The 22,527-nt window shown below is 34.0% G+C and carries 23 protein-coding genes and 1 tRNA gene; 11 read left to right on the forward strand and 13 right to left on the reverse strand.

The annotated features are described in order from the left end of the window. The 5 genes from Q0505_RS07380 to Q0505_RS07400 all read right to left on the reverse strand — a co-directional run. A partial coding sequence (locus Q0505_RS07380; protein ID WP_299210756.1) for a DUF349 domain-containing protein occupies positions 1 to 1,051 on the reverse strand: 1,051 nt, incomplete at its 3' end. 114 nt (positions 1,052 to 1,165) lie between these two features. Continuing rightward, the gene (locus Q0505_RS07385; RefSeq protein WP_299210758.1) at positions 1,166 to 1,936 is read right to left on the reverse strand and encodes a shikimate dehydrogenase; all 771 of its coding nucleotides are present in this window, start codon (positions 1,934 to 1,936) and stop codon (positions 1,166 to 1,168) included. Beyond that, on the reverse strand, positions 1,908 to 2,927 hold the full coding sequence (locus Q0505_RS07390; protein WP_299210760.1) for a DUF368 domain-containing protein: 1,020 nt from the start codon (positions 2,925 to 2,927) through the stop codon (positions 1,908 to 1,910). The genes Q0505_RS07385 and Q0505_RS07390 overlap by 29 nt, the downstream gene beginning before the upstream one ends. Then, a complete protein-coding gene (locus tag Q0505_RS07395) occupies positions 2,917 to 3,891 on the reverse strand; it encodes a DUF368 domain-containing protein (RefSeq protein ID WP_299210762.1) in 975 nt (324 codons plus the stop codon). The genes Q0505_RS07390 and Q0505_RS07395 overlap by 11 nt, the downstream gene beginning before the upstream one ends. 230 nt (positions 3,892 to 4,121) lie before the next feature. Then, entirely contained in the window at positions 4,122 to 5,513 is a 1,392-nt protein-coding gene (locus Q0505_RS07400) for a tetratricopeptide repeat protein (RefSeq protein WP_299210764.1), read from the reverse strand. Positions 5,514 to 5,801: 288 nt separating this feature from the next. Here Q0505_RS07400 and Q0505_RS07405 point away from each other — a divergent pair, with 288 nt between their 5' ends. Together Q0505_RS07405 and Q0505_RS07410 are read left to right on the forward strand one after the other, a co-directional pair. Next, a complete protein-coding gene (locus Q0505_RS07405) occupies positions 5,802 to 6,218 on the forward strand; it encodes a DUF2141 domain-containing protein (protein ID WP_299210766.1) in 417 nt (138 codons plus the stop codon). 175 nt (positions 6,219 to 6,393) lie between these two features. After that, positions 6,394 to 7,332 (forward strand): LysR substrate-binding domain-containing protein, encoded by a 939-nt coding sequence (locus tag Q0505_RS07410; protein ID WP_299210768.1) that lies wholly within the window; start codon positions 6,394 to 6,396, stop codon positions 7,330 to 7,332. 42 nt (positions 7,333 to 7,374) lie between these two features. Here Q0505_RS07410 and Q0505_RS07415 read toward each other — a convergent pair whose 3' ends face one another. Together Q0505_RS07415 and Q0505_RS07420 are read right to left on the reverse strand one after the other, a co-directional pair. Next, entirely contained in the window at positions 7,375 to 7,572 is a 198-nt protein-coding gene (locus Q0505_RS07415) for a hypothetical protein (protein ID WP_299210770.1), read from the reverse strand. Between the two features lie 172 nt (positions 7,573 to 7,744). Next, positions 7,745 to 8,545, reverse strand: coding sequence for a TIGR00266 family protein (locus tag Q0505_RS07420; RefSeq protein ID WP_299210772.1), 801 nt, complete (start codon positions 8,543 to 8,545; stop codon positions 7,745 to 7,747). A gap of 363 nt (positions 8,546 to 8,908) precedes the next feature. Between Q0505_RS07420 and Q0505_RS07425 the strand changes: the two genes are divergently transcribed. Next, positions 8,909 to 9,469, forward strand: coding sequence for a YqgE/AlgH family protein (locus tag Q0505_RS07425; protein ID WP_299210774.1), 561 nt, complete (start codon positions 8,909 to 8,911; stop codon positions 9,467 to 9,469). Here Q0505_RS07425 and Q0505_RS07430 read toward each other — a convergent pair. After that, on the reverse strand, positions 9,466 to 10,311 hold the full coding sequence (locus Q0505_RS07430) for an aminotransferase class IV (RefSeq protein WP_299210777.1): 846 nt from the start codon (positions 10,309 to 10,311) through the stop codon (positions 9,466 to 9,468). The two genes, Q0505_RS07425 and Q0505_RS07430, sit on opposite strands and share 4 nt — an antisense overlap. A gap of 56 nt (positions 10,312 to 10,367) precedes the next feature. Beyond that, positions 10,368 to 10,760, reverse strand: coding sequence for an START-like domain-containing protein (locus Q0505_RS07435; protein WP_299210781.1), 393 nt, complete (start codon positions 10,758 to 10,760; stop codon positions 10,368 to 10,370). A 163-nt stretch (positions 10,761 to 10,923) separates the two neighbouring features. Here Q0505_RS07435 and Q0505_RS07440 point away from each other — a divergent pair. Beyond that, positions 10,924 to 10,997, forward strand: a tRNA-Met gene (locus tag Q0505_RS07440). A gap of 164 nt (positions 10,998 to 11,161) precedes the next feature. Here Q0505_RS07440 and Q0505_RS07445 read toward each other — a convergent pair. From Q0505_RS07445 to Q0505_RS07455, 3 genes are all read right to left on the reverse strand, one after another. Continuing rightward, complete coding sequence (locus Q0505_RS07445) at positions 11,162 to 12,532, reverse strand: phage integrase SAM-like domain-containing protein (protein ID WP_299210783.1); 1,371 nt, start codon at positions 12,530 to 12,532, stop codon at positions 11,162 to 11,164. Positions 12,533 to 12,537: 5 nt separating this feature from the next. Next, complete coding sequence (locus Q0505_RS07450) at positions 12,538 to 12,897, reverse strand: hypothetical protein (RefSeq protein ID WP_299210786.1); 360 nt, start codon at positions 12,895 to 12,897, stop codon at positions 12,538 to 12,540. A 236-nt stretch (positions 12,898 to 13,133) separates the two neighbouring features. Continuing rightward, complete coding sequence (locus tag Q0505_RS07455) at positions 13,134 to 13,595, reverse strand: hypothetical protein (protein WP_299210788.1); 462 nt, start codon at positions 13,593 to 13,595, stop codon at positions 13,134 to 13,136. Positions 13,596 to 13,920: 325 nt separating this feature from the next. Between Q0505_RS07455 and Q0505_RS07460 the strand changes: the two genes are divergently transcribed. The 4 genes from Q0505_RS07460 to Q0505_RS07475 all read left to right on the forward strand — a co-directional run bounded on the left by Q0505_RS07460 (position 13,921) and on the right by Q0505_RS07475 (position 16,529). After that, entirely contained in the window at positions 13,921 to 14,175 is a 255-nt protein-coding gene (locus Q0505_RS07460; protein WP_299210790.1) for a hypothetical protein, read from the forward strand. A gap of 463 nt (positions 14,176 to 14,638) precedes the next feature. After that, positions 14,639 to 15,094, forward strand: a complete 456-nt coding sequence (locus Q0505_RS07465) for a hypothetical protein (RefSeq protein WP_299210792.1) — start codon at positions 14,639 to 14,641, stop codon at positions 15,092 to 15,094. 4 nt (positions 15,095 to 15,098) lie between these two features. Continuing rightward, a complete protein-coding gene (locus Q0505_RS07470; RefSeq protein WP_299210794.1) occupies positions 15,099 to 15,368 on the forward strand; it encodes a hypothetical protein in 270 nt (89 codons plus the stop codon). Between the two features lie 18 nt (positions 15,369 to 15,386). Beyond that, positions 15,387 to 16,529 (forward strand): glycosyltransferase, encoded by a 1,143-nt coding sequence (locus tag Q0505_RS07475; RefSeq protein ID WP_299210797.1) that lies wholly within the window; start codon positions 15,387 to 15,389, stop codon positions 16,527 to 16,529. Positions 16,530 to 16,652: 123 nt separating this feature from the next. Here the strand turns inward: Q0505_RS07475 and Q0505_RS07480 are convergent, their stop codons facing one another. Then, positions 16,653 to 16,922, reverse strand: coding sequence for a hypothetical protein (locus Q0505_RS07480; RefSeq protein ID WP_299210800.1), 270 nt, complete (start codon positions 16,920 to 16,922; stop codon positions 16,653 to 16,655). Between the two features lie 626 nt (positions 16,923 to 17,548). Between Q0505_RS07480 and Q0505_RS07485 the strand changes: the two genes are divergently transcribed. The 3 genes from Q0505_RS07485 to Q0505_RS07495 all read left to right on the forward strand — a co-directional run. Continuing rightward, positions 17,549 to 20,644 (forward strand): N-6 DNA methylase, encoded by a 3,096-nt coding sequence (locus Q0505_RS07485; RefSeq protein WP_299210803.1) that lies wholly within the window; start codon positions 17,549 to 17,551, stop codon positions 20,642 to 20,644. Continuing rightward, complete coding sequence (locus Q0505_RS07490) at positions 20,641 to 21,066, forward strand: hypothetical protein (protein ID WP_299210806.1); 426 nt, start codon at positions 20,641 to 20,643, stop codon at positions 21,064 to 21,066. The genes Q0505_RS07485 and Q0505_RS07490 overlap by 4 nt, the downstream gene beginning before the upstream one ends. Position 21,067: 1 nt before the next feature. Then, on the forward strand, positions 21,068 to 22,527 hold a 1,460-nt coding region (locus Q0505_RS07495), incomplete at its 3' end, for a strawberry notch-like NTP hydrolase domain-containing protein (protein WP_299210809.1).

Consider the following 22,527-nt stretch of genomic DNA (forward strand, 5'->3'; position numbering starts at 1 on the left):
CTTTAAAAGCCTTATTTATTTTTGGTTCTAAAGCAAGTTCTTCTGCTCGTTCTATAAGCTGTAACTTTCTCGCTAAGTTGTCTTGAAAATGTTTATCTCTAAACTCGCGGTTTAAATGCAATAATTCATAAAAGTTATCAATATGGTGGTAATAATTATTCCAAACTAAATTATAACGATCTCTCGGGATATTACCTGCATTATGCCAACGTTCTTGAATATCTTTAAACTTATTAAAAGTAGATTGGATACTTTCTGTACCCCCTAATTCTTCTCGCAATAGTTTTACTTCTTCAATAAGACCTTCTCTATACGCTAGATTAGCCTTTTGATCTTTTTGCTTATTTTGATAATAGTTAGATCGTTTATTACGGTAGGTATAGTACGTTTCATTAAACTCTTTTTTAAGAGGAGAAAAATACCTGAAGTCAATGACATTACCTCCTTCTTCTATAAATGCAGCTTTTGCTACTTCTTGTTCCTGATCAAACTTTGCTTCAATAGCACTTTGAATTTCATCGACATGATCTTTGATCAACTGTACTTTCTCATTGGCAAGCAATGATTTAAACTCTTCTAATAATTCTTCTTTTGATAAAGAAGTATAGTCTTTCTTAGGAATCTCTTTAGGCTTATTTTCAATCTCTTTACCAGAAGCTTCTTCTGTTGCTTCTTTAGTCTTAGCAACTTCTTTTGTTTCTGTTTTAGCTTTAGTCTCAACAATATCTTCTTCTTTAGCCTCAACAACTTCTTCTGTATCTACCTTAACTTTAGTCTCAACAACATTCTCTTCTTTAGCCTCAACAACTTCTTCTGTAGCTGCCTCAACTTTAGTCTCAACAACATCTTCCTCTTTAGCTTCAACAGCATCTTCTGTTTCTATTTCAGCTTCTACAGCTTCTTGTGTAGGTAACTCCGTTGCTTCTGCTTCGACTGCTAATGCTTCTATTTCTTCTTGGATTCCTTTTTCTGGTTGAGAAGTCATCTCCTCTTGCGCTTCGGTATCTTTAATTTCTCCTTCTGTTTTTTGAGATTGTTTTTCTTCTGACATTTGTTTCAATGTTAAGGTTCATTTTAAAGAGCTAAAGATACTAATCCCACTCCTATAATTATAATATCCCATAAGGATTATGGGTCTATCTATTAAAAAACAAGGAAAATAGCGTTATTTTTTCCAGATTTCCCAAGCTGCTTCTGCTTGTAATTCGAGCATACGTAACCCTGAGATAATAGTTGCGCCTTGCATTTCTCCTTTTTTTAAGAAGGAAGTTTTTTCAGGATTATAAATAAGATCATAAAGTATATGAGAGTCTTGCAAATACTGATATGGAATATCTGGAGAAGCATCAACATTAGGAAATGTACCCAATGGAGTACAATTCACAATTAATGTATGTGATCCTATCACAGATGCTGTAAGATCTTGATAAGAAATGATCTCTCCTGATTTGTTTCTAGAAACATACGTACACGTAAATCCTAAGGTATTCAAAGCATATAGTACTGCCTTTGAAGCACCTCCTGTTCCTAGTATTAAGGCTTTTTTGGGTGTAGGAGCAATTGCAAAAAGATTACCACAACGCTCCAAAAATGAATCTTTAAATCCAATGTAATCTGTATTATAGCCTACTAATTTTCCAGCTTGATTACGCTTTATGGTATTTACAGCTCCTATGTTACTTGCATGTATATCTAATTGGTCTAAAAAAGGTATAATAGCTTCTTTATAAGGAATCGTGACATTATACCCACTAATTTTTGAATTCAACAAATAGCTGTGAGCATCTTCAATACGTTGGCAATCAAAATTGACGTAACTCGTATTAGGTATTTGCTCTCTATCAAATTTTGAAGTAAAATAATGTTTAGAAAACGAATAAGATATATTCTTACCAATAAGACCGTATTTATGCATGAGATCTAGTTTTATCTCCATATTTTCCCAAAGCTACAATAAGAAAGATACCCAAAATAATAAAAAAAAGAGCCAAGGTATTTTCTAAGGTTATTTCAGATGGAAAAAAACGATTATAATTATCTAAAATGGGATTTCCGTTCATATCAATTGCTACAGCTCCATTAACAACTTTATAAACTTCCTTTTTCCAAGGCCATACTACGCCTAAAGAACCTGCAATAAACCCTAAAATAAGCGCATTTGTATTGTATTTGAAGTTCTTAAGTAAGTATCCTAAAAAGTGAGAAAGCGTCACCAGACCTGTAAGAGATCCCGCTGCAAAGACGAGTAATACCTTTAATAAGCGTACTTGTTCTGGGTCGTTTACAAAACTAAAGTCAAAAGTGACAATATCCAAAAGCGTGGAATATAGGGCATTTACAGAATCTACTAGAAGTAATACATAATTTCCGAGGAGAATTAAAATAAAAGATCCTGATAACCCAGGAAGCGTCATTCCTGATACACCAATAATCCCACAAAAGAAGACAAACACTAAGTGATCATTTTCTTGTGCTGGTTCTAAAAGACTAATACTAATACCAGCTATGACTCCTAAAATCATACATAAAACCATTTGTCTATTCCAATCTTCAAAGTCCTTACCTATATAGTAGATAGAGCCTATGATCATTCCAAAAAAAGCACTCCACACAAGCAATGGATAATTTCTCAATGCAAGATCCAGTAGTAATGATACACTAAAATAGCTGATGAGCATTCCAAGAATAAGAAGTCCTAAAAATTTACCATTTATATACCACCAGAAGCTTTTAAACCGCCCATTAAATAATAATCGTAAAGCCTTACCATTAAACTTTTGAAGCGAACCAATAAACTCTTCATAAAACCCAGCTACAAATGCAACAACACCTCCTGAAACACCTGGCACTTTATTAGCAGCCCCCATAGCTAGTCCTTTAAGAACTAGCCAAAACTTATCTGTAAATGTGCGTGTTTTAGTTTGCATTTATTTTTTTGCGTACGGCTAGTCGTTCTAGTAAGAATATAGCTAAGAAACCTATGATGGCAGAAATGGTTGCATATATAACAAATGGTTCTCCTTCAAAAGAAGACGGCAACACACTCTTTTCTAATAAAGGAACTTCCTGACCATGCCTATCTATTCTGGTGGAAAGTATATTCTTCCAAGGCCATATTTTATTGAGAGATCCTATCATAAAGCCTGTAAGTATGGCCAATGTTAGTTCTTTCTTGTTTGCAAACATCCATTTTAAAGCTTTAGAAAACAGCTTTAATCCAATGATACATCCAATAATAAAAAGGAATACTTTAAAAAAGCTTGTTTTAACTATTTCCCAATTACCAGATGTGATTCCTTCTATAAAATCTGTCACCGCTGCTAAAACAATCGCATAAGATCCTAATAATACAAGAATAAAAGATCCTGAAACCCCAGGTAAAATCATCGCAATAATAGCAATACATCCTGAAAGAAAGAAAAAGTATAATGCATCAGGAGCTTGAGCAGGTGTTGCTATCGTAATATAATACGCAATAGCAACTCCTATAATGGTAGTCACAATGACTAGAGGATTCCATTTTTTGATTTGATTTCCTATATAAATAATACTTGCGACAACTAGTCCAAAGAAAAATGACCACACCAATACAGGGTGATTCTCTAGTAAGTACGAAATTAAGTTAGCAAGTGATATAATGCTTATAAAAACTCCTGAAAATAAACTGATCAAAAAACCTAGATTATAGTGTGAGAACATTTTTTTGAACCCCTCTTTTCTCCATACGCTAATGACACCAAAATCTAATCTATCTATGGTTTCTATCAATTCTTCATAAATGCCAGAAATAAAAGCGATGGTTCCTCCTGAAACTCCAGGGACAACATCGGCAGCTCCCATTGCCATTCCTTTAAGTAGAATTACAATGTAAGAAAAAACAGATTTTGACATAGATATATACTTAGATATACGCTAAAATAGTGGGTTTGGTTAAGAAGACCTACAGAAACACTAAAAATAAAAGGTAATAACGCTAAGAGCAAGTTCTGGAATTTCAAAATAGACCGAAAGGTCGAAGTGTTAAACCATACATCCCGCTGAAAAACAGGATTCGTTCAACAAACGATTTTGTATGCGTCTTTCAGACTTTACAAAACAGCGTTTCACTAATAAAAAACTATTTAGCTACTATATTTAGCTAAAAGTTCTTTTACTTCTTTTTTTGAATATGCATACGGAAATAACTCTTCTAGAATAATAGAAAAATCGGGATCTATCATCAGTGCCGTTTTTAAGAAAAAACGACCTTGTATATCATCACATTTTATATAATTAAGACCTGACAAACGAAACATGATCTCCACATTTTCCGGATAAAATTCTAAAGCCTGAGAGAGAATAGTGATCGCCGCATCTGTCTCTTCTAGATATAATAGAATATCTGCGTGTGTAAGCCAAGTCTCTAGTTCGTAATTACCCAGCTCTAAAGTACGTCTATACCCCTTTTCTGCTTCTTCATAAAACTTTAAACGGTAATTAATTTTTGCATACCGTTTCCAGTACAGTACATTTTCCGCATCAATATGAATGGCTTTATTGATATAATAAAGCGCCTTTTGAAAATCCAATCGTTTGCTATAATAATCCGTAATGGCAATCCAGCCATTGTCTAATAATGGATCTTCATGCACACATCTTTTATAATGCTTTATAGCTAACTCATCGTTTCCTAAACGATCATAACACTTGCCCATACGTAATAGAGCAAAAGATGTAGGATCATCTAGCTCTAGGGTGATTTGGTAATTTTCTAATGCTTCTGGATATCGTCCTAATTTTTCAAGTACTTTTCCTTTTTCCAGATAGGCACCTATAAAACGATCATCACTTATGACTGCAAAGTCAAATGCAGAAAGTGCTTTTTCATATTGTTTTAAATCAAAGTATTGTTTTCCTACTTGATGCCAAGCAACTTCACAATACGGATTTTTATTTAAAAACATATTGAGATAATCTATCGCTTCTTCTGTTTGCTCTAGAAAATCAAAACAATAGATAATATTGTAAAGCGCACTATAATCTGTATCATCTATTTCTAGACACTTCATAAAGTTATACTTCGCATTCTGAAAATCGTCTATAAAAAGATACTCCATTCCTATTAAGGAATACACGTCAGAGGGCTCTTCTGTAAGATCTACCGCCATTTCTAATAAGTTAATGGCTTTTTTGTGTTCGTCTTGTTTACTGTATATATTGGCTTTTTGAATATAAATCTCTTCATTAGTAGGCTCTAATTCATACAGCTCATTTAAGATACGATTTGCATCTTCAAATTTATTTTCAAAAATAAAAATCTCTGCTTTGTACAATCTAAGATTTACAGACGCTGGATGTTGGTCTAATCCAAGTTTTACAGCCTTTCTAGCTAGGGCAATTTTGCCTTCTTCTATATAGTAATTTGCGATACTTTCAAACTCTTCAGAGTCAAAAAACATAACGTTATTCGTCTTTAACATAGACTCAAAACGCGTTAGGGAAAAATTTTCTTCTTCTTCAGGATTATAATTCATACACATTTCGTTTATGTATTAGTATAAATTTAACAATGTTTCAGCATTCTCCAATTTTTAACACTAAGAGTTGTCAACATAGTAATGAACATTCAATATTCAACAATCAAGCCGAAAGCAGAAACCCTGAAATGACTTCTGTTTGTTTACAGTTTTTGGCAGATACACATCTCTATCAACAGTTCAATCTCCATTTTTGACAGTTCAGAAGGTTTTGTTCGCTTTCGCGAAAGCGTACACATACTTTTACCCTGTCAATCAAAACTAACATTATAAAAACAACATCTTATGAAAACTTTTATTTATTTAACAGCTCTTTTATTTTCTACATTTGCTTTTGCTCAGGATACAAAAGGAATCACGGTAACTATTGAAATTGAAAACCTTTTAAACAATGATGGTAAAGTATCTGCCGCTTTGTATGATGAAGCTACCTTTATGAGAGCAGCACCACTAGACGCTACCGAAGCTGTTCCTGAAAACAAAATGATTACACTTACATTTAAAAATGTACAACCAGGAACTTATGGCATAATAACGCTACACGATTTTAATGAAAATGGACGCATGGATTTTGAACCAAGCGGGATGCCAAAAGAGCCTTATGGACTTTCTGGAGCTGGTGTTGGTTTTGGACCTCCATCTTGGGGAGATGCAAAATTTACTGTAGGTGAAGAAGATATCACTCTTAAAATCACGATGTAATCATACCCATACATATTTATTAAAAAAGGCTTTACACGATGTGTAAGGCCTTTTTTATACGTGATATTCATCACATCTAATTGACAAATTGCATATAAGAAAAACTAATTGTTTTCCTACATGTATAGTTTTTGCCAATAGCTTTGTATTTTTGCATGACTAATACTTCATCATTATGACGATTACGCAACTAAAATATGTACTCGCTGTTGCAGAGTATAAAAACTTTACAAAGGCAGCCGAAAAAACTTTTGTTACACAACCTACCTTAAGTATGCAGATACAAAAGATAGAAGATGAGTTAGATATTTTGATTTTTGATCGTTCTAAAAAACCTATAGAACTGACAGAGATAGGAACTAAAATAGTCATTCAGGCAAAAAATATTGTCAATGAAGCCAATCGTATTACAGATATTGTAGATCAAGAAAAAGGGTATATAGGTGGTGAATTTAAGCTAGGGATCATTCCTACGATTATGCCCACATTACTACCTATGTTCTTACGTAACTTTATTAATAAATATCCAAAAGTAAAGCTAAAGATAGAAGAATTAAATACAGAAACTATTATAGAAAAACTGGAGGATGGACATCTAGACGCTGCTATTGCTGCAACACCTTTACAAAATAGGAATATCAAAGAAAGACCATTATACTACGAGCCATTTATTGCGTATGTAACTCAAAATCATCGTTTGTATAAAAACAAAACGCTAGAAGTATCTGATTTGGATTTAACAGATATGTTGTTGCTTGAAGACGGGCATTGTTTTAGAGATGGTGTTATAAACCTATGCAAAGCAACGGGCAATCAAGAAGGTGATCATTTTTCGCTGGAAAGCGGAAGTTTTGAAACCCTTGTAAAGCTAGCCAATGAAGATTTGGGAATGACATTATTACCGTATCTACACACTATAGATTATACAGGAAAGGATTTAGATTTTCTTAAAAAGTTTAAAGAACCTTCTCCAGCTAGAGAAGTAAGTCTTATCTATCATAAAAGTGAATTAAAAATGCAAATTATAGAAGCCTTACGAACGACTATTGCTAGTGTGGTAAAGGGAGCCATTACTTTTCAAAATGTACAAATTATCAGTCCCATTAATAAATAATTTTGGAGCACTAAAAAAGCCTTGTTTCCAAGGCTTTATTTTTTAAGGGTTTAAATAAATCAGACACTGATCAAGATTTGGATTTTCTTTTATAAGATTATTAATCCAAATGCGTAATTCCTCTATTTCATAAGGAAGTAATCGTTTCACTGCTTTTTGTAGCTCTTTACAAAATAACACACTATCAAAACTCACTTTGTTAAGGATCGTTTTAGTGTATTCAAACATTGCTCTTGCCATATTCGAAATTAGGTTTAGGTTAGATCTAATAAAAGTAGTTTTCTGTATAGGCAGGTGTTTTTATGATATCTTAAATATACAACCTTTTGTTTTGTTTTTTTAGCAAATTCGCACACTTTAACATCTTTTTTCGACGATGTTAAATCATAAATCTCTTATTTTTAAATAGTTGCTAAAATCTATTGTCACCATCTAGTAAATCTCCTAATCCTCCTAGAATAGAACCTTCACCTCTTGATTTTCCGCCTTTGGAAGGTGCTAATGCAAGGACTCTATTAGCAAGTCTACTGAAGGGTAAAGACTGTATATAAACCGTCCCAGGGCCCGACAAGGTAGCAAAGAATAATCCTTCTCCTCCAAAAATGGTATTTTTTATCCCTCCTACAAACTCAATGTCATAATTAACAGTATGGTCAAAACCAATAATACATCCTGTATCTACTTTGAGTTTTTCGCCTAGAGCGAGTTCTTTCTTTAAAGTTGTTCCACCAGCGTGTACAAAAGCGACGCCATCTCCTTCTAGTTTTTGCATAATAAATCCTTCTCCTCCAAAAAGTCCTCTTCCTAATTTTCTGGAAAATTCAATACCAATAGATACTCCTTTTGCTGCGCATAAAAAAGCATCTTTCTGACATATAAACTTCCCTCCTATAAGAGACAAATCTATGGGTATTATTTTTCCAGGATATGGAGAGGCAAAACTCACTTTCTTCTTTCCCAAGACATCATTATAAAATGCAGTCATAAAAAGGCTTTCTCCAGTAAGTAATCGTTTCCCTGCGCCAAAGATTTTACCCATTACAGAATTATCTTTATGAGAACCATCTCCAAAAATGGTATCCATACGAATACCATCCTCCATCATCATAAAACTTCCTGCTTCTGCAATAACTCCTTCTTGAGGATCTAGTTCTATTTCTACATACTGCATTTCTTCTCCTATAATCTCGTAATCTATTTCGTGTGCTTTCATTGTATATGAATTAATAAAGTTATACCATAAGTAAAAAAAGTAATCATTTTGTTACATCGCATCTATAAATATACAGATACATCATCTAGCATAATGATGCTATGTTTGACAAATAAAATAAAAACTAAAAAAAATATAAAGTGATATCATTAAAAGTTTAAATTTTTTAACAATATCACTTTATTTTTAATTTATTAAAAAACAGCATATTACGATTTAAAAAAATAAATTCAAATATAATAATTCAAGCTGAATAGGCATTTAACCCACTGAAACAAAAAAAGATAGCATTAAACAAAAGGATTCTTTATTTTGATATGGTTAAAAAATTGACTAGGTTTATTTATGTAATTAAAAAATACCATGAAACTACCTCCAACCAAAGGGTATTTATTGATCGCAGAACCATCTATTATAGGTGATGTCTCTTTTAATAGATCAGTCGTTTTACTTGCCGATCATAATGATCTAGGCACTGTTGGCTTTATTATGAATAAGCCTCTAGAGCAAAAACTTAATGATTTTATTCCATTTCTTACGCGCGATGATTTACCAATCTTTAATGGAGGTCCTGTAGAACAAGACAATATTTATTTTATACATACCGTACCCCACCTGATCGAAGGAAGTACAGAAATTGCTTCTGGAATTTTTTGGGGAGGCGATTTTGATGCCGTTATACAGCTTATCGAAAATAATGAAATTAAGCCCAAAGAAATCCAATTTTTCTTAGGATATGCTGGATGGGATGCGCAACAACTCAATCAAGAATTACAAGAAAATTCTTGGGTAGTTGTAGAAAATAATTATGAAAAAGATATTTTAACCAAAAGTTATCAAAAACTTTGGAGAGAAAAAATCATCGAATTAGGTGGTGATTACTTGCTCTGGTCTAATGCTCCTGAGCATCCTCATTACAATTAACCTAACCTTGCTTTTACATTTAGTTTTTGTAATAAAGCACTTGCCACTTTATTGGTATACGTCTTCTTTCTATACTTTGTAATAGGCTGAATCCCTACTATTGAATTTGTAATAAAAAGTTCATCTGCTTTTTGTAGCTCAAAAGGAGAAATAGAAGCTTCTTCAAACGTATATTCTTTCATTAATGGCAGTATGCCAAGTAATTGTTTACGTATGATCCCACGCAAGCACCCATCTTCTAATGGTGGTGTCTTAATGTGCGTTCCTTTTACTAAAAATAAATTCCCTTGTAAAGCTTCTACTATGTTTTTTTTATTATTAACAAGTAGACAGTTATCATACCCATTATCCTCAGCAAAAATACTTCCTGTTACATGAAGCACTTTATTGGTGGTCTTCAACGTAGACAGGATGTCTGCATTTACGTAATGATCCTTATACAATTCAACTTCATAGGGCGCGTCAGATAAAACATAAAAAGGATTTGAAATTTCTTTGGCATACACATAATACCCTACGCCTCTATCCTCTGGAAGATACGCTCCTCCTTCTTTACGATACACCGTAATCCGGATACGAGCAGATTTTTCTATTAAATCACAAGCTTGTAGGGTATCTGTTAATTGTTTTTGTAAATGTTCTGGTGTAAATTCCATTGGGATTTCCATACGGAGTATACGCATAGATGCCATTAATCTAAAATAATGATCTTCCCAAAAAAGTAATTTCCCTTTAACTGCCTTTATGGTTTCAAAAACGCCATCACCATATAACAACCCTCTATTCATAGGGTTGAGCTGTGCATTATCGTTTTGTACTAAAGTTCCGTTATCATTAATCATAAAAAAATCCCGTCACTCTTTTGAGGACGGGACAAATATACTATTTAGCATAGAAATTAAACAGATCCTATGACATGTTTTAATTGCGAAATTTGATTCTCCCAAAACATTTTACCCTCATCTATTTCATCTTCTTCTGCAAAATCTGTAATAATAAGAGAAACATCCTTTGTAATCTCATCTACTTGAATACGTAATTCAAAATAGCAGTCTTCCCCATCTTCCTCGTCTTCAAACCATCTGAAGCGTATTCGCTCGTTACTTTTTTTATTAACTAGTTTAGCTTGTTCTTCGGTACCATTCCAAATAAATGTATAGAATTCTCCTCTAGAATTTACATTATCTGCAAACCACTCACTCATCCCAGAGGGTGTGGCCATATATTGGTATAATAGAGCTGGTGATGCATGCACCACAAATTCTATTTCATATTTTATTTTATCGCTCATAGGTTTGTTGTTAGTAAAGCCCAATATATTGAAAGATATGGCGAGAACAAAAAAATAGTTTTGATTTTATTTTAAAATATCTGTTTGTTGTAAGATGAATTGTTTTTATATTTGCACCCGCTTACAGAGTAGAGACTATTTATATCTCTGATAAGCGATTTATGGCGAGGTAGCTCAGTTGGTTAGAGCGTCGGATTCATAACCCGGAGGTCACGAGTTCAATTCTCGTTCTCGCTACTAGTAACAACTTCTTGATATTCAAGAAGTTGTTTTTATTTACACCCTTTTTAAAATAATTTCAAAAAGAAAATTTTCACTTAACGTAGGGTTTAACGTAGGGTTTTAACGTAGGGTTTTCAAACTTTTTTGATTGAATAACCCTAACATTTCAATAGAAAAGATTAATTAAAAAGTTTAAATTTTCTTTGTGCATTCGCAATAACTCTTTTGTCAACATAGTTTTTGTCAATAACTTCATTAGAAGAGTGAGAGGTTAAATCCCCTGTTTCTGATCCCATGGCTAATTTCATATAACTAATATACGTTTTTCGCAAGTGTTTAAATTGAATACTTTTACCTGTTTCTAGTAGCTTATAGAAATGAGAAAATCCTTTGGACATTTGTTCTATAAGAACATTGGGGCTTGTTTCCCTATTCATATTTAATAGATATTCTTTGGTGTTTTTTTTCTCTTCAAATCCTAAACGATTTAACAAGTCTAATAAATCAACTGTAATTGGAATAATTTTAGGAGGTACATCATCATTAAATCCTATGCCTTTACCTCGTTCTACTTTTAGATTAGGAACTTCCAAATAACTAGGTTCATTTTCTACATATTTTACCATATCCCATGTAAGGATGATGATTTCCTCCCTTCTTCCTCCTGTCTGTAATCCTAATTCGATAGCGGATTTTAACCAAGGCTTATATCTATTCCTTTTTGTTTTTTTGTCTTTACCTTCATAAGAAATTCCATTTTCAGGTGTAATAACTTTTAATAGTGCCTTGTATTCCCCAATAGTGATGGAATCATTTTGCTTATTGACGGTTCTATTTCTTGCTTTAGAAAATGGATTAGCCATATTAAGCTCAAATTCAGTAATTGCCCAAGCAAAGAAACTTCTAAGGACTCCTATTTTATTGTTATAGGTTTTATTGGCGTATTTCTTTTCATTCAAAAGATAGCTATGAAAATAACCTACGTGGTCATCATTTATTTGAAGCATTCGAATGAGGGTTTTCTTTATCCCTTTTTTCTTTAATGCATCATTAAACTGTGTTAGCGATTTGAATACTTCTTTGATATGTTTTTGAGTACGTTCTTTTTTAAGATGATCCGCAACATCTATATTTTCTAAAAAAAGAATGTACGCAGATTGAGCGGATGCTAAATACACTTGATTGCGAGGTTGTTTTTTAGGAGTTAAAGATACATTCACATCTAGTATTTTATCTTTTACTTCTTTTTCAAAAGCAATAGCTTCTACTACGGCATCAGTATAGGTCTCTGCCTTTAGTGTTCTGCTAATGGTTCCCCTAGTAGTTCCTGAAATGTGAACTCTGGATTTAAAAACGTGTTTCTCTTTTGATTTACACGTTGTGTAACTATATCCGGATATTCCACAAGTTGCTTGCTTGTATTTTTTTTTACCATCGACTTCAATAACTTGCTCTGTCCAAGTAAAATACTTTTTACAATCATTATTAGGACAATAGATCATTAAGCCTTTGTGCTTTTTACTTTTGATAGGTAACTTTTTATTTTTCATAGTTCCTATCCTTTTAAAAGTTGTGCTGCAAGGCTTGACTTTTGTTCTACATCTTTTATTAGGATGGATTCATATCGCTTAGTAGGTACAAACTCATCATCTAATAGTAACAAATATCCTAAACGGTCATTATCCTGATAACAGGTATAAAGCTCTTCCCATTTCTCAGGATATTTTTTCTTTAATTCTTTGACAAGTGATTTGTCAATTTCCATATCGACCATAAATCGATGAACTACTTTTTTACCCGCAATAGTTTGGATTGGGATATGATGATCGCTTAACCATTTTGTCATGGTTCGCTGATCTGTAATTGGAAGAATATTTCTTAACTCTTTTAACTCATAGAATTTATTACTTTCCATACGAACTGAATTATAATACTGTGCAGGTTTTCAGTATATGGATGAATACTATGGGAATATAGATTCCCTCTCAATAGATAGACTATTTTAAATGATATCATATCACTTAAATAGTGTACCTACCAAAGCTAAGAAACCTTTGTGTACGATGATGCGCTAATTCTGCTACACTAAAGAGATACTACTAAGTTAGTAGGACTTCATGCAGTTACATAGTAAAGAGATACTATGTTTTTTTACTTAGATTTAACTTTCTTATTTTCAGATAAGTTACGATTCTGTTCCATTAAATTCATCATTTGCTCATAGAGCTTGATGGTGAGTCCAAGTGCATTGTAGTTGTTTTTGTTAATGATGCGTAAATGGTCATCTGACACAGTATAATTGGCTTGGTTTTTAGTAGCAGATTCTTGTAATACTTCAGGGAAGTAGTTAATCTCAAAATTATCGTAGAATATATAATTCATGTCGATTTTAAAATGGTTTGCAAGATTCTGTAGTGCATCCATAGGAACTCGTTTACGCATCCCTGTTTTTAGTTTAGAAAAAATAGTTCTGTCCGTCGGATAAATAAGACTAGATATTCCCTTATTTGTCTTGGGTTCTACTTTTAAAAGTCGATTTGTTTCCTTTATTTCTTCAATAACCTCTAAAAACTTGATGGTTTCTGGATGAAGGGTTGGTTGTGGCGCTTGCATAAAAAAATTGGTTGTTTAGTTATACGGTTGGTTATGTGAATATAAGGTATTAAAATTAGTATGGTAATAAGTCACTACGACTCCATCAAGAATTCACAACTACTTTACTAGGACTTCATAGCGACTTTACAAAGGTAGTCAGTAAAGAGTCAATTCTAAGTCAATTGCGTGTAAAAGTAGTTTTTGAAAATCTTATTTTGTTACTTTATCATCAAATAATATACTATTTAACGTTAATTAATTGTTATATACAATGAATATGGCAAACTATTTGAGTCATTTTAGAAAAACAAATTGCACCACGTTATGAAAAACCTTTTTGCACATGAATCAGAAAAGAATCTCAGAAATTGTAGAGACCATGTTTGGTCTCTACAGCAATCCAGTTGAAGTATTACAAAAGGCTACTGGATCGGCTCGATCAACGATCTCAAAGTTCTTTAATAACAAGAGAATTAAACCCTATACTAGAAATGCTCTATATAGGTCTTGTGTAGCTTTAGTCGCTAAGAAGCTTGAAGAACAAGAAGAGCTAGACAAGAAATTTGATACCCTTGTCAAACGATATAAAAATCGTTAAAACTATTATATTCTAGCATTCGCACCACACACGCTAGAATACCTCCTAACCTTATTTGCATTCAACAACCACAACTAAATAGGAATAAGTAATTCACTTATACCAAGGGGTTTTATGGCTTTACTTTTATTAATTGATATGATCAATCTTTATGAATATGTGATGCTTTAAAGCCCATTACTAATGGGGCTAAGCTCATTTTAGAATCTCCTTACATAGGAAAAAGTGCTAAAACAGGAGACATGATGGATTGGTGCGCAGGTTTTAAGCCAGCCATCACAATCCTGTAGCACTTTTTAAAGATATATAGATTGTTTTGTGAGTTAGTAGTTCCTTTCGGCGAAAATCATAAATATCTATATGAGTATTAATTAAAGGCGACTATTCAGAACTTTTAAAACCTTTTTATCTCTGTGGATTAATTTAAGGAAAGGATTAAGTATTTCATTAAAAAAAAACAAGTATGACAGTTTTTAAAAAGAGTATTTCTAACAAGCTCAAAAATCTTATTTTGGATTCTTTATCTGAAGAAGACCGTATCGCTCGACATTTTATTAATCATGCTACTTCATTAGCAAAACAATCGCATCACAATGGAGTCATTTCATTACAAATTATTTTGAGAGATGGGGAGTTATCAACCATTTTGTTGAGTGGAGATCAGCCCATCAAAACAATTTCTTTAGAGGAGATTCCATTATTCTTTGCTGATCGTTTTACCGCTAGTCTTATTGGAAGATCTGTTGTTGAGCAAAAACTCAAGAGTTATTTTAAAACGTTTGAAAACCAATTACCATCAAAACCAATAGGAATCCGAATGTTTCTGGTAAAAGAAGAAAATGTAAAAATATACACGATTGGTACGCAAAATGCTAGTGAAGTATTGCTTAGTGAATTTATCACATTTTTTAAACCTTAATCTCATGCCAATACGCAAAAGATGGGCAATTCCAATAGATTCACACTCTAAGATGATTGTTTGGTTTTCCGATAGCAATATCAAAACTTTCTACTCGTTAGATTGGGGAAGTGGCCATTCACGTTCTAAAGACAAAGCGATAGGATTCCAAAGGTTTCAAAAGAAGATTACCCACTATATCCCCCATGCTAAAAAGATTAAAATCTATGATTTAGCTAGTAATACTTTGATTGCACATTATGAGTCAGGTCAAATGCTCTTGACATTACACTAATAACCATCTATAGCTTGTATGCAAACTATTATTGAGTTCTATAAACATTTAAAAACGGTAACTCCTTTTGTAAAGCGATATCCAAATTATAATCTTCACGATGGCAAAGTTCACATATTATATGTAAGTCCTAGATTACGCTCTCAAGAATATTATAGTAGCATACTACCTGCTTTAGAACTCAATAAAACAATAACTCATAGTGCGATACTCAATAGCATTGAATTAGATCAAGTGAGTTCAGATTTCTTTGAGTATGTGAATAAGTTAGATGTGCGGTTATTAAAATGGGCGCACTATATTGTATTTCCAACGATTCTAACAGATATTACATACACACTGCAAATTATACGTTTGTTATATCCTCATCTGCAAATTGTCATGCATTTAGATGGGAACTATCATAAGACTTCCTCTTGGCATAGCAACTATAAGAAGATCAACAAGACTATAAAAAATCAATTAATCACTAACATAAATTTATTAGATATCTGTATTTGTCAAAATGAACTGTTGGTTGAACAATATCGTTCAGCCGTAAACTTCTATTTTAACGATGTAAAATGTCATCTGACAAGTATGCCCACTCTTATCTCCAGGATAAGTTTTGAAAATTTAAATCCCATTGATAAGAGTGAATCAAATTCTGTAACTATTGGTGTATTTAATCCTTCAAAGAAGTTTGTGGCATTACTGCCAACATTCCTAAAAAAACTAAGTCAAAAGGGATATGAAATATCTTGCATTATTTTTGACTATAAAGGAGATCAAAGACCTTACAGTTCTGAGTCGAATATGGTTTTTTTCAAAAGAGGAAACTTTCTTGACTACTTTGAACAACTTTTAAAGTTACAACTTCGCCTCGCTCTTTTTAATGTTTCTGAATACTCAAAGTATGATCCAACCCATTACTATTTGGAAGTATCTGCTTTGGGGATTCCCTCTATTGCTTGTAAGAATCATCCAGTAGCACCTATCATAGAAAAACAAGAAGCTGGGCTTTTGGTTTTGGAAGATTCTGATTGGGAATTACATATGATTACCATATTAGAAAACGAAAGCTTTAGAAAACGACTAGTCTCACATACTATCAAAATGATTTGGAGAGATCATAGTTATACGCGAAAGAATCTAACAAAAATCACGTCCATATTTAGCTAGACTTATAAAAACACTTCTTAGATTTATTGTCCTTTTAAACAAATTTAGGCTCAAATTTGGTATACATAAAAGGTGATATTTGATGAAAAATTGAATATTGTTTCGTTAGCTAAAATTTCTAGCTTATGTCAAAAGTAGGCTTTGCAATTCTCTTTTATATTTGACGATTCTTGGAGCGTTCTCAGCAGAATAAATAATTACTTCTGCCTCCTCTTGATAATCTAATTTCTTGCAAGCTACATATGTGTTATTTGTTGCAGAATCAAATTCACTTTGTTCTACCACAAATACATTTATTGTATTTTGTTTCTCGCACACAAAAAGTGGAACGATAAAATCTGTTACTACTTCTGGAAGTATTTTTCTTTTATTCACGATATTATTTTCAGGCATCGAAAGTAATGAATTTTCACAAGCCATTTTCTATAACAATGTATCCTAGAGATTATTTTTTTTTCTGAACAAAACAGCTCTATTGATAGAAAAAGAGAATCTTGCTGAGCAAATTTTCACAAGCCAATTTCTATAACTATATATCCTAAAGATTATCTTTTTTTCTGAACAAAACAGCTCTATGGATAGAAAAAGAGGATTTTGCTGAGCAAATTTTCACAAGCCAACTTCTATGACTATGATCCTAGAGATTATCTTTTTTTCTGAACAAAATAGCTCTATTGATAGAAAAAGAGGATTTTGCTGAGCAAATTTTCAAAAGCTAATTTCTATAACCATGTATCCTAAAGACTATTTTTTTTTTGGAGGAAACACCTCTATTGAAAAAAAGGAAATTTTAGGAGAGTACTTTTATTAACTTTTTTTTCTCGAAATAGAATACCTCCCCTTTATTGAAAACATACTGTTTTTAGCCTATATACCTTTTTTTGTCACCCCTTGTGTTTTTCAAATCACTTGTATTCAATTATTTAGCAGACTAAAAAACACCTCTTTTGTCACTTTACCAAAGTCGCGCCAAGGAATCCTTGTATAGCGAGAGTACTTTGGCTCAAAAGAAATACGGTTTGAAATTCAAGATTCAACACAATAAAGAAAAAAGCATAGGACTTCACTTTGAAAGTGAAATTCCTGAAAATCTATTGGATTATCTAAAGGAATTGGGTTTTAGAGATTACAAGTACGCTCCCTTAAAACTATTTGCTAAAGACCATCCCTCTTATCATCAATTCATAAAGGATTTTCAAAATGCGATACAGAATGATTTACCGTGGGATAGGATTGTCATTCATCCTTCTTACGAGCCGTCAAACGATCACATTACAGATGATAAGTTCAGCAAAGTGCAACTCCTATTCAAGGATGCTTCTAAAAAAAAAGAAGAATACGTGGTCTTTGAGCCATTAATACCACTAGCCACTAAGATTGCAGAACAGTTTAGTGAAATCCATTTTAAAGAGGAACTAAGAAAAATTAATATATACCCTAAAAATTATAAGGCAGATAGTAGAGATCTATTTTACAATGGTCGCATTATACTTAGTGCAGATTCTTATAAAGCTGATCCGTTAGCTATAGAAGAAACGGCTGTTGAAACGCTCAAAGAGCCTATTGAAGAAAACGCAATAATAATCACTCAAACAAAAGAAGAAGATCATCAACCTACCCAAAAAATCTCTCATCAAGAAACCGAAAAACAATTCGTAAATAAGCCTAAAGAAAAAAAACAAACGCTTTGGGAGTATACTATCCCAATAGCTAAAAAATTAAAATACAGAGCTAAAATTTCTATAGCACAACTAGAAAATGGCAGTTATAGTTATGGGCTTAGTTATCAGAAAAACTTCGGAAACTTCTCTGGTTATTCAGGATCGCCTAGCATCTATGATCCGCAATTTCCAACTCATAAAAAAGCATTAAAAGCAGGTTTTGTATCCCTTATAAAGAAAGTGGAAACGGTGATGGAAAATGGCGATGCTATTTTAAATAATGACCCCCTTCATAAAAAACGATTAGAAGCTGTAGGTATTAGTATTCAAGCTTTCGCGAAAGAAAAAGGTATTGAACTTGCTCAAACCGATACACATTCTAAAGAAAAGAAAACAACTACAAAAAAAGAAATTTCTAATGAAAAACAAGTTACCCCTGAAACAAAACCTATTAAGGTTGCCTCTCAATTAGACAGAGAATACGCTCAGAAAAAACAGGCAAATGGATATGGTGTCGTCCAGCGGGTTATTCAAAAATTACACCTAGCGCTAGATGAGTTACAAGATGATAAGGAATTAGCACAGAGACTCATTGAAGCGTTACTAGATGCTAGTGAATCTGACAACCTGCAACAAGAGGTTGGACTTGCGGTAGATCAGTTTAGAAAGCACTACAAAGAATCAATTTCTGATACGATCACATTTCAGGTTTTGGTTTTAATAGAATTTTTCAGACTTGCAACACTAAAAAATGAAAACACCCCTGCAATCCGTACAAAAACAATTCAAGAAGAAACCCTAGAGAATATGATGGTTCCAGAGGGTATTGGTGAACATTTTGCTTATGGGGCTATCAATTTTTCTATGCGTGATCTTATAAAAAGAGATTATCCCTATTTGAGAGCAATTTCAGATAGCAATTTAGAAACGGCTAACACTACTTCGCTATTTGAACTCATGCAATTTGCTCATCCCACGGATTATGGAATTGATGTGAGCCGTGGGAAATTACTTCGCCATTTTGAAAAGCAAGGAGAAGTTATTTTTAAAGAATTGGAACTCCCTACCGCCCTTAATTATCCGTATATCAATATTTATACCCATCATAGAGCCGTGCGCCCCCTTGGAGAGATTATATCTAGTACTTCGGACAAAAAACAGTGGTGGCACGCCGTAGAAGGATACCGCCCTGTAAAAGATGTAGGATGTACCCTGACTATGATAGATGAGTTAATCACCAATGAACAAGAAGCTCAAAAATCCCTTATCAATCCTAGGACGGGTAAACCCAAAGGAGCATCAAAAGAAGCCTACCGAAATATCGATTGGACGATCACGCTTTTAAAGCAATCAAGAAACCATGTTGTTCAGTACATAGAAAATCTATCAAAAACGGATCATTCAAAGCAACAAGACACACAACAGGACACCTCCTATTTAGATCAAGTGGTGGCTATGATGCATACGCATTATCATAAGGGTGAGCGACTCTCTAAAAAGAAAGTAGAAGCTTTAATGGAAACCACAGCAGCGCCTACTTTAGGAATGTTATGGGAAGCAGTGGAACTCTCTTGGCTACTCTGGTACAGACAGCTGTATTTACAAATCACCCCTTTTGAAGCAAGTTTAAAAGCAATGATTCGATTTTGGACTACCGTACAACCTACTTATGCGTATTCAGATAGTAGTAAGGAGAAATACAAGCAATATTCCACGCCTTGTCTTATTGGAGCTATGCTCGCCGAGTATACGGGTATGAGAAGTGCCGAAGCTGTTTTTGAACCAAGTGCAGGCAATGGACTATTACTCGTCGGAGCTAAACCTCATAAGACCATTACTAATGAGATCGATGCCACCCGTAGGGCTTCTTTACAATTCCAGCGGTTTTCAGAGGTACACGCCTTAAACGCCTCAAAGCCTTTTTCAGAGAAGTGGAAACATCATTTTGATGTGATGGTCACGAATCCACCCTTTGCAAAATGGGAAGATGATCGTTTTGACAAAAACCGAATCGTCAATAAGTATTTCAATAAACACTATGAGCTAGCAAGCTTTATGCGCTTGGAGCATTTAATGGCAGGATTAGCCCTAGATACCCTCAAAGATACAGGCAAGTCAGGGATCATCATTATGGGACATTTTATCTATGGAGAAGATAGACACATAAGAAGATACGCTCCCTTTTACAAATGGCTATACCGTCATTATATCGTTGATGATATTATCAATCTTAATGGATTTACGCTTTACAATAAACAAGGCGCTGTAGCGAGTATGATGCTCATTTTAGTGGGCGGTCGAAAACATACCCCTAGCACCCTGTTTCCAACCAAACACACCCATCCCCAATTAGAATCGGTTATAGACACCTATGAAGCATTGTGGCTTCGGATCAAATCGCATTTACATCCTTTAAAAAAATTAGTAGAACAATTAAAAATTGCAAACAGATGATATTTTATAATCCACAACTCATTACCGATACCGATAGCGCCACGCTATTCTGTGTTCAAAACGCTATGGCTTTTAATCAATGCGATGATCACTTTTCAGGGATTTATCTCCACCTTTTTGATCTGATTGAAAAAGCCATAAAAGAAAAAGAAAATGTCACAGGACTGATTGAAGATTATTTAGAGATTCCCTATTCAGGGGGTCAAAATGCCGAAGAGTTAACCACTTTTATTTTCTATAGTGATCCTATGAATGATGCACTAGCCACTTTACGAGTTCGTTGGAAGGATTATGATCCTACCATTGAACAAGAGGGGCTAACCACCGCATCTGATATTAGCAAACTTGAGGCAATTCAGCGCTATAGCTATACAACGCTGCGTAGTTATTTGGAGGCTTTAACCACCATTGAACTTGACTGATATGCAAGAGATCGCTTTAAAACAGGTAGAGGATACTACCGTAGATGCAGATGCGCTTGTCAATTCACAAAGCGCTTTGATGGAGTATATTCCCAAATCAGATGCGCCGTATGTAATGGATACCCTAGTGCCTCGGAATTTAGCTTTTGAAACCCAAGTTGCCCTCACTCGAATCGTTAAAGACTATGGAAATATAGATCATTTGGTACGTGACAGATTGCGTTATAACTCCTTAGAGGATCTTTGGAAAGCCTTTAGCGCCGAACAGGTAGATGCCCTCGGATTGTATATAAAACAGTTTGATATGGGTAAGAGTTTGATTATAGCCGATGCTACGGGTATTGGCAAAGGTCGTGAGGCAGGTGGCGTGATCCGCCATGCGGTTATGGAAGACTACTTGCCGATATTCTTTACTCAAAAAGTGAAGCTGTTTTCGGATATCTATAGAGATGTAAAAGCTATTGATTTAAAACAGATTGATCCTTTTATTTTGAATACCGATAGTCAGGCTAAGATTAAAGATGCAGATGGAAGTATTGTGTATAGCTCCCTCTCCTCCTTAGAACAAAAAGAGCTACTCACTAGCTCAGAAACTGTACCTACTGATAGTGACAAAGCCATTGCGTATTACAAATCTATTGGCAGGGATTTACCCGATCCTGATACCTATCCCGAACTTATCATTACCCATGTGATCGATCATGTGCCGAATGAGTATGATATGATCTTTTCTACCTATTCCCAATTACAATCGGCAGCGCCTTACAAATACTTATGGTTAAAAGCGATTTGTGAGCAAATACAATTAGGTAATTCCCGATTTAAAGGGGTGGTTTTTGTGCTGGATGAATGTCATACTATTGGATCACATGAGACAATTATTGGACAAGCGATGTTATCGCTTTTATCCTTGTCGCATTCGTGTTGCTTCCTCAGCGCTACGTTTGCTAAATACCCTCAAGTAATGCCTATTTATGCAGGGTATACGGCTATTGCCGAAGCCAAGCTTAGTAATGATGCTTTTGTGCGTTCTATGAAATCAGGCGGACTTGCCTTGCAAGAGATCATCTCGCCCAACCTAGCAGAAATGGGACAGCTTATTTCTCGTCAACGCTCTAGTGAGGGTATTGAAACTTTCTACGAGGTATTGGATCAAGAACCAGAGCGTAGCTTACATCGAAAGCAAGTAGATCGGATTATAAAAATCATGCGCCGTATTGCTGAATTTGAAAGTCAATATTTAGAGAGTCGCTTTGCGATGATTCATGCCAAGGCAAAAAGCGAGGGCGATAAAACGAAGCAACAACCAAGGAATTTAGGGGTTAAGCAAAGCCCTTATTTCTCCAGAGTTTTTGGGATTGTAGATCAGATGCTTTTTGCGCTCAAGGCAGAATCAGTGGCTAAAAAGACCCTTGAGTTATTAGAACAGGATAAAAAAGTAGTGATCGCTTTTAAAAGCAC

Source organism: uncultured Dokdonia sp., assembly GCF_937910895.1.
Lineage (GTDB): Bacteria > Bacteroidota > Bacteroidia > Flavobacteriales > Flavobacteriaceae > Dokdonia.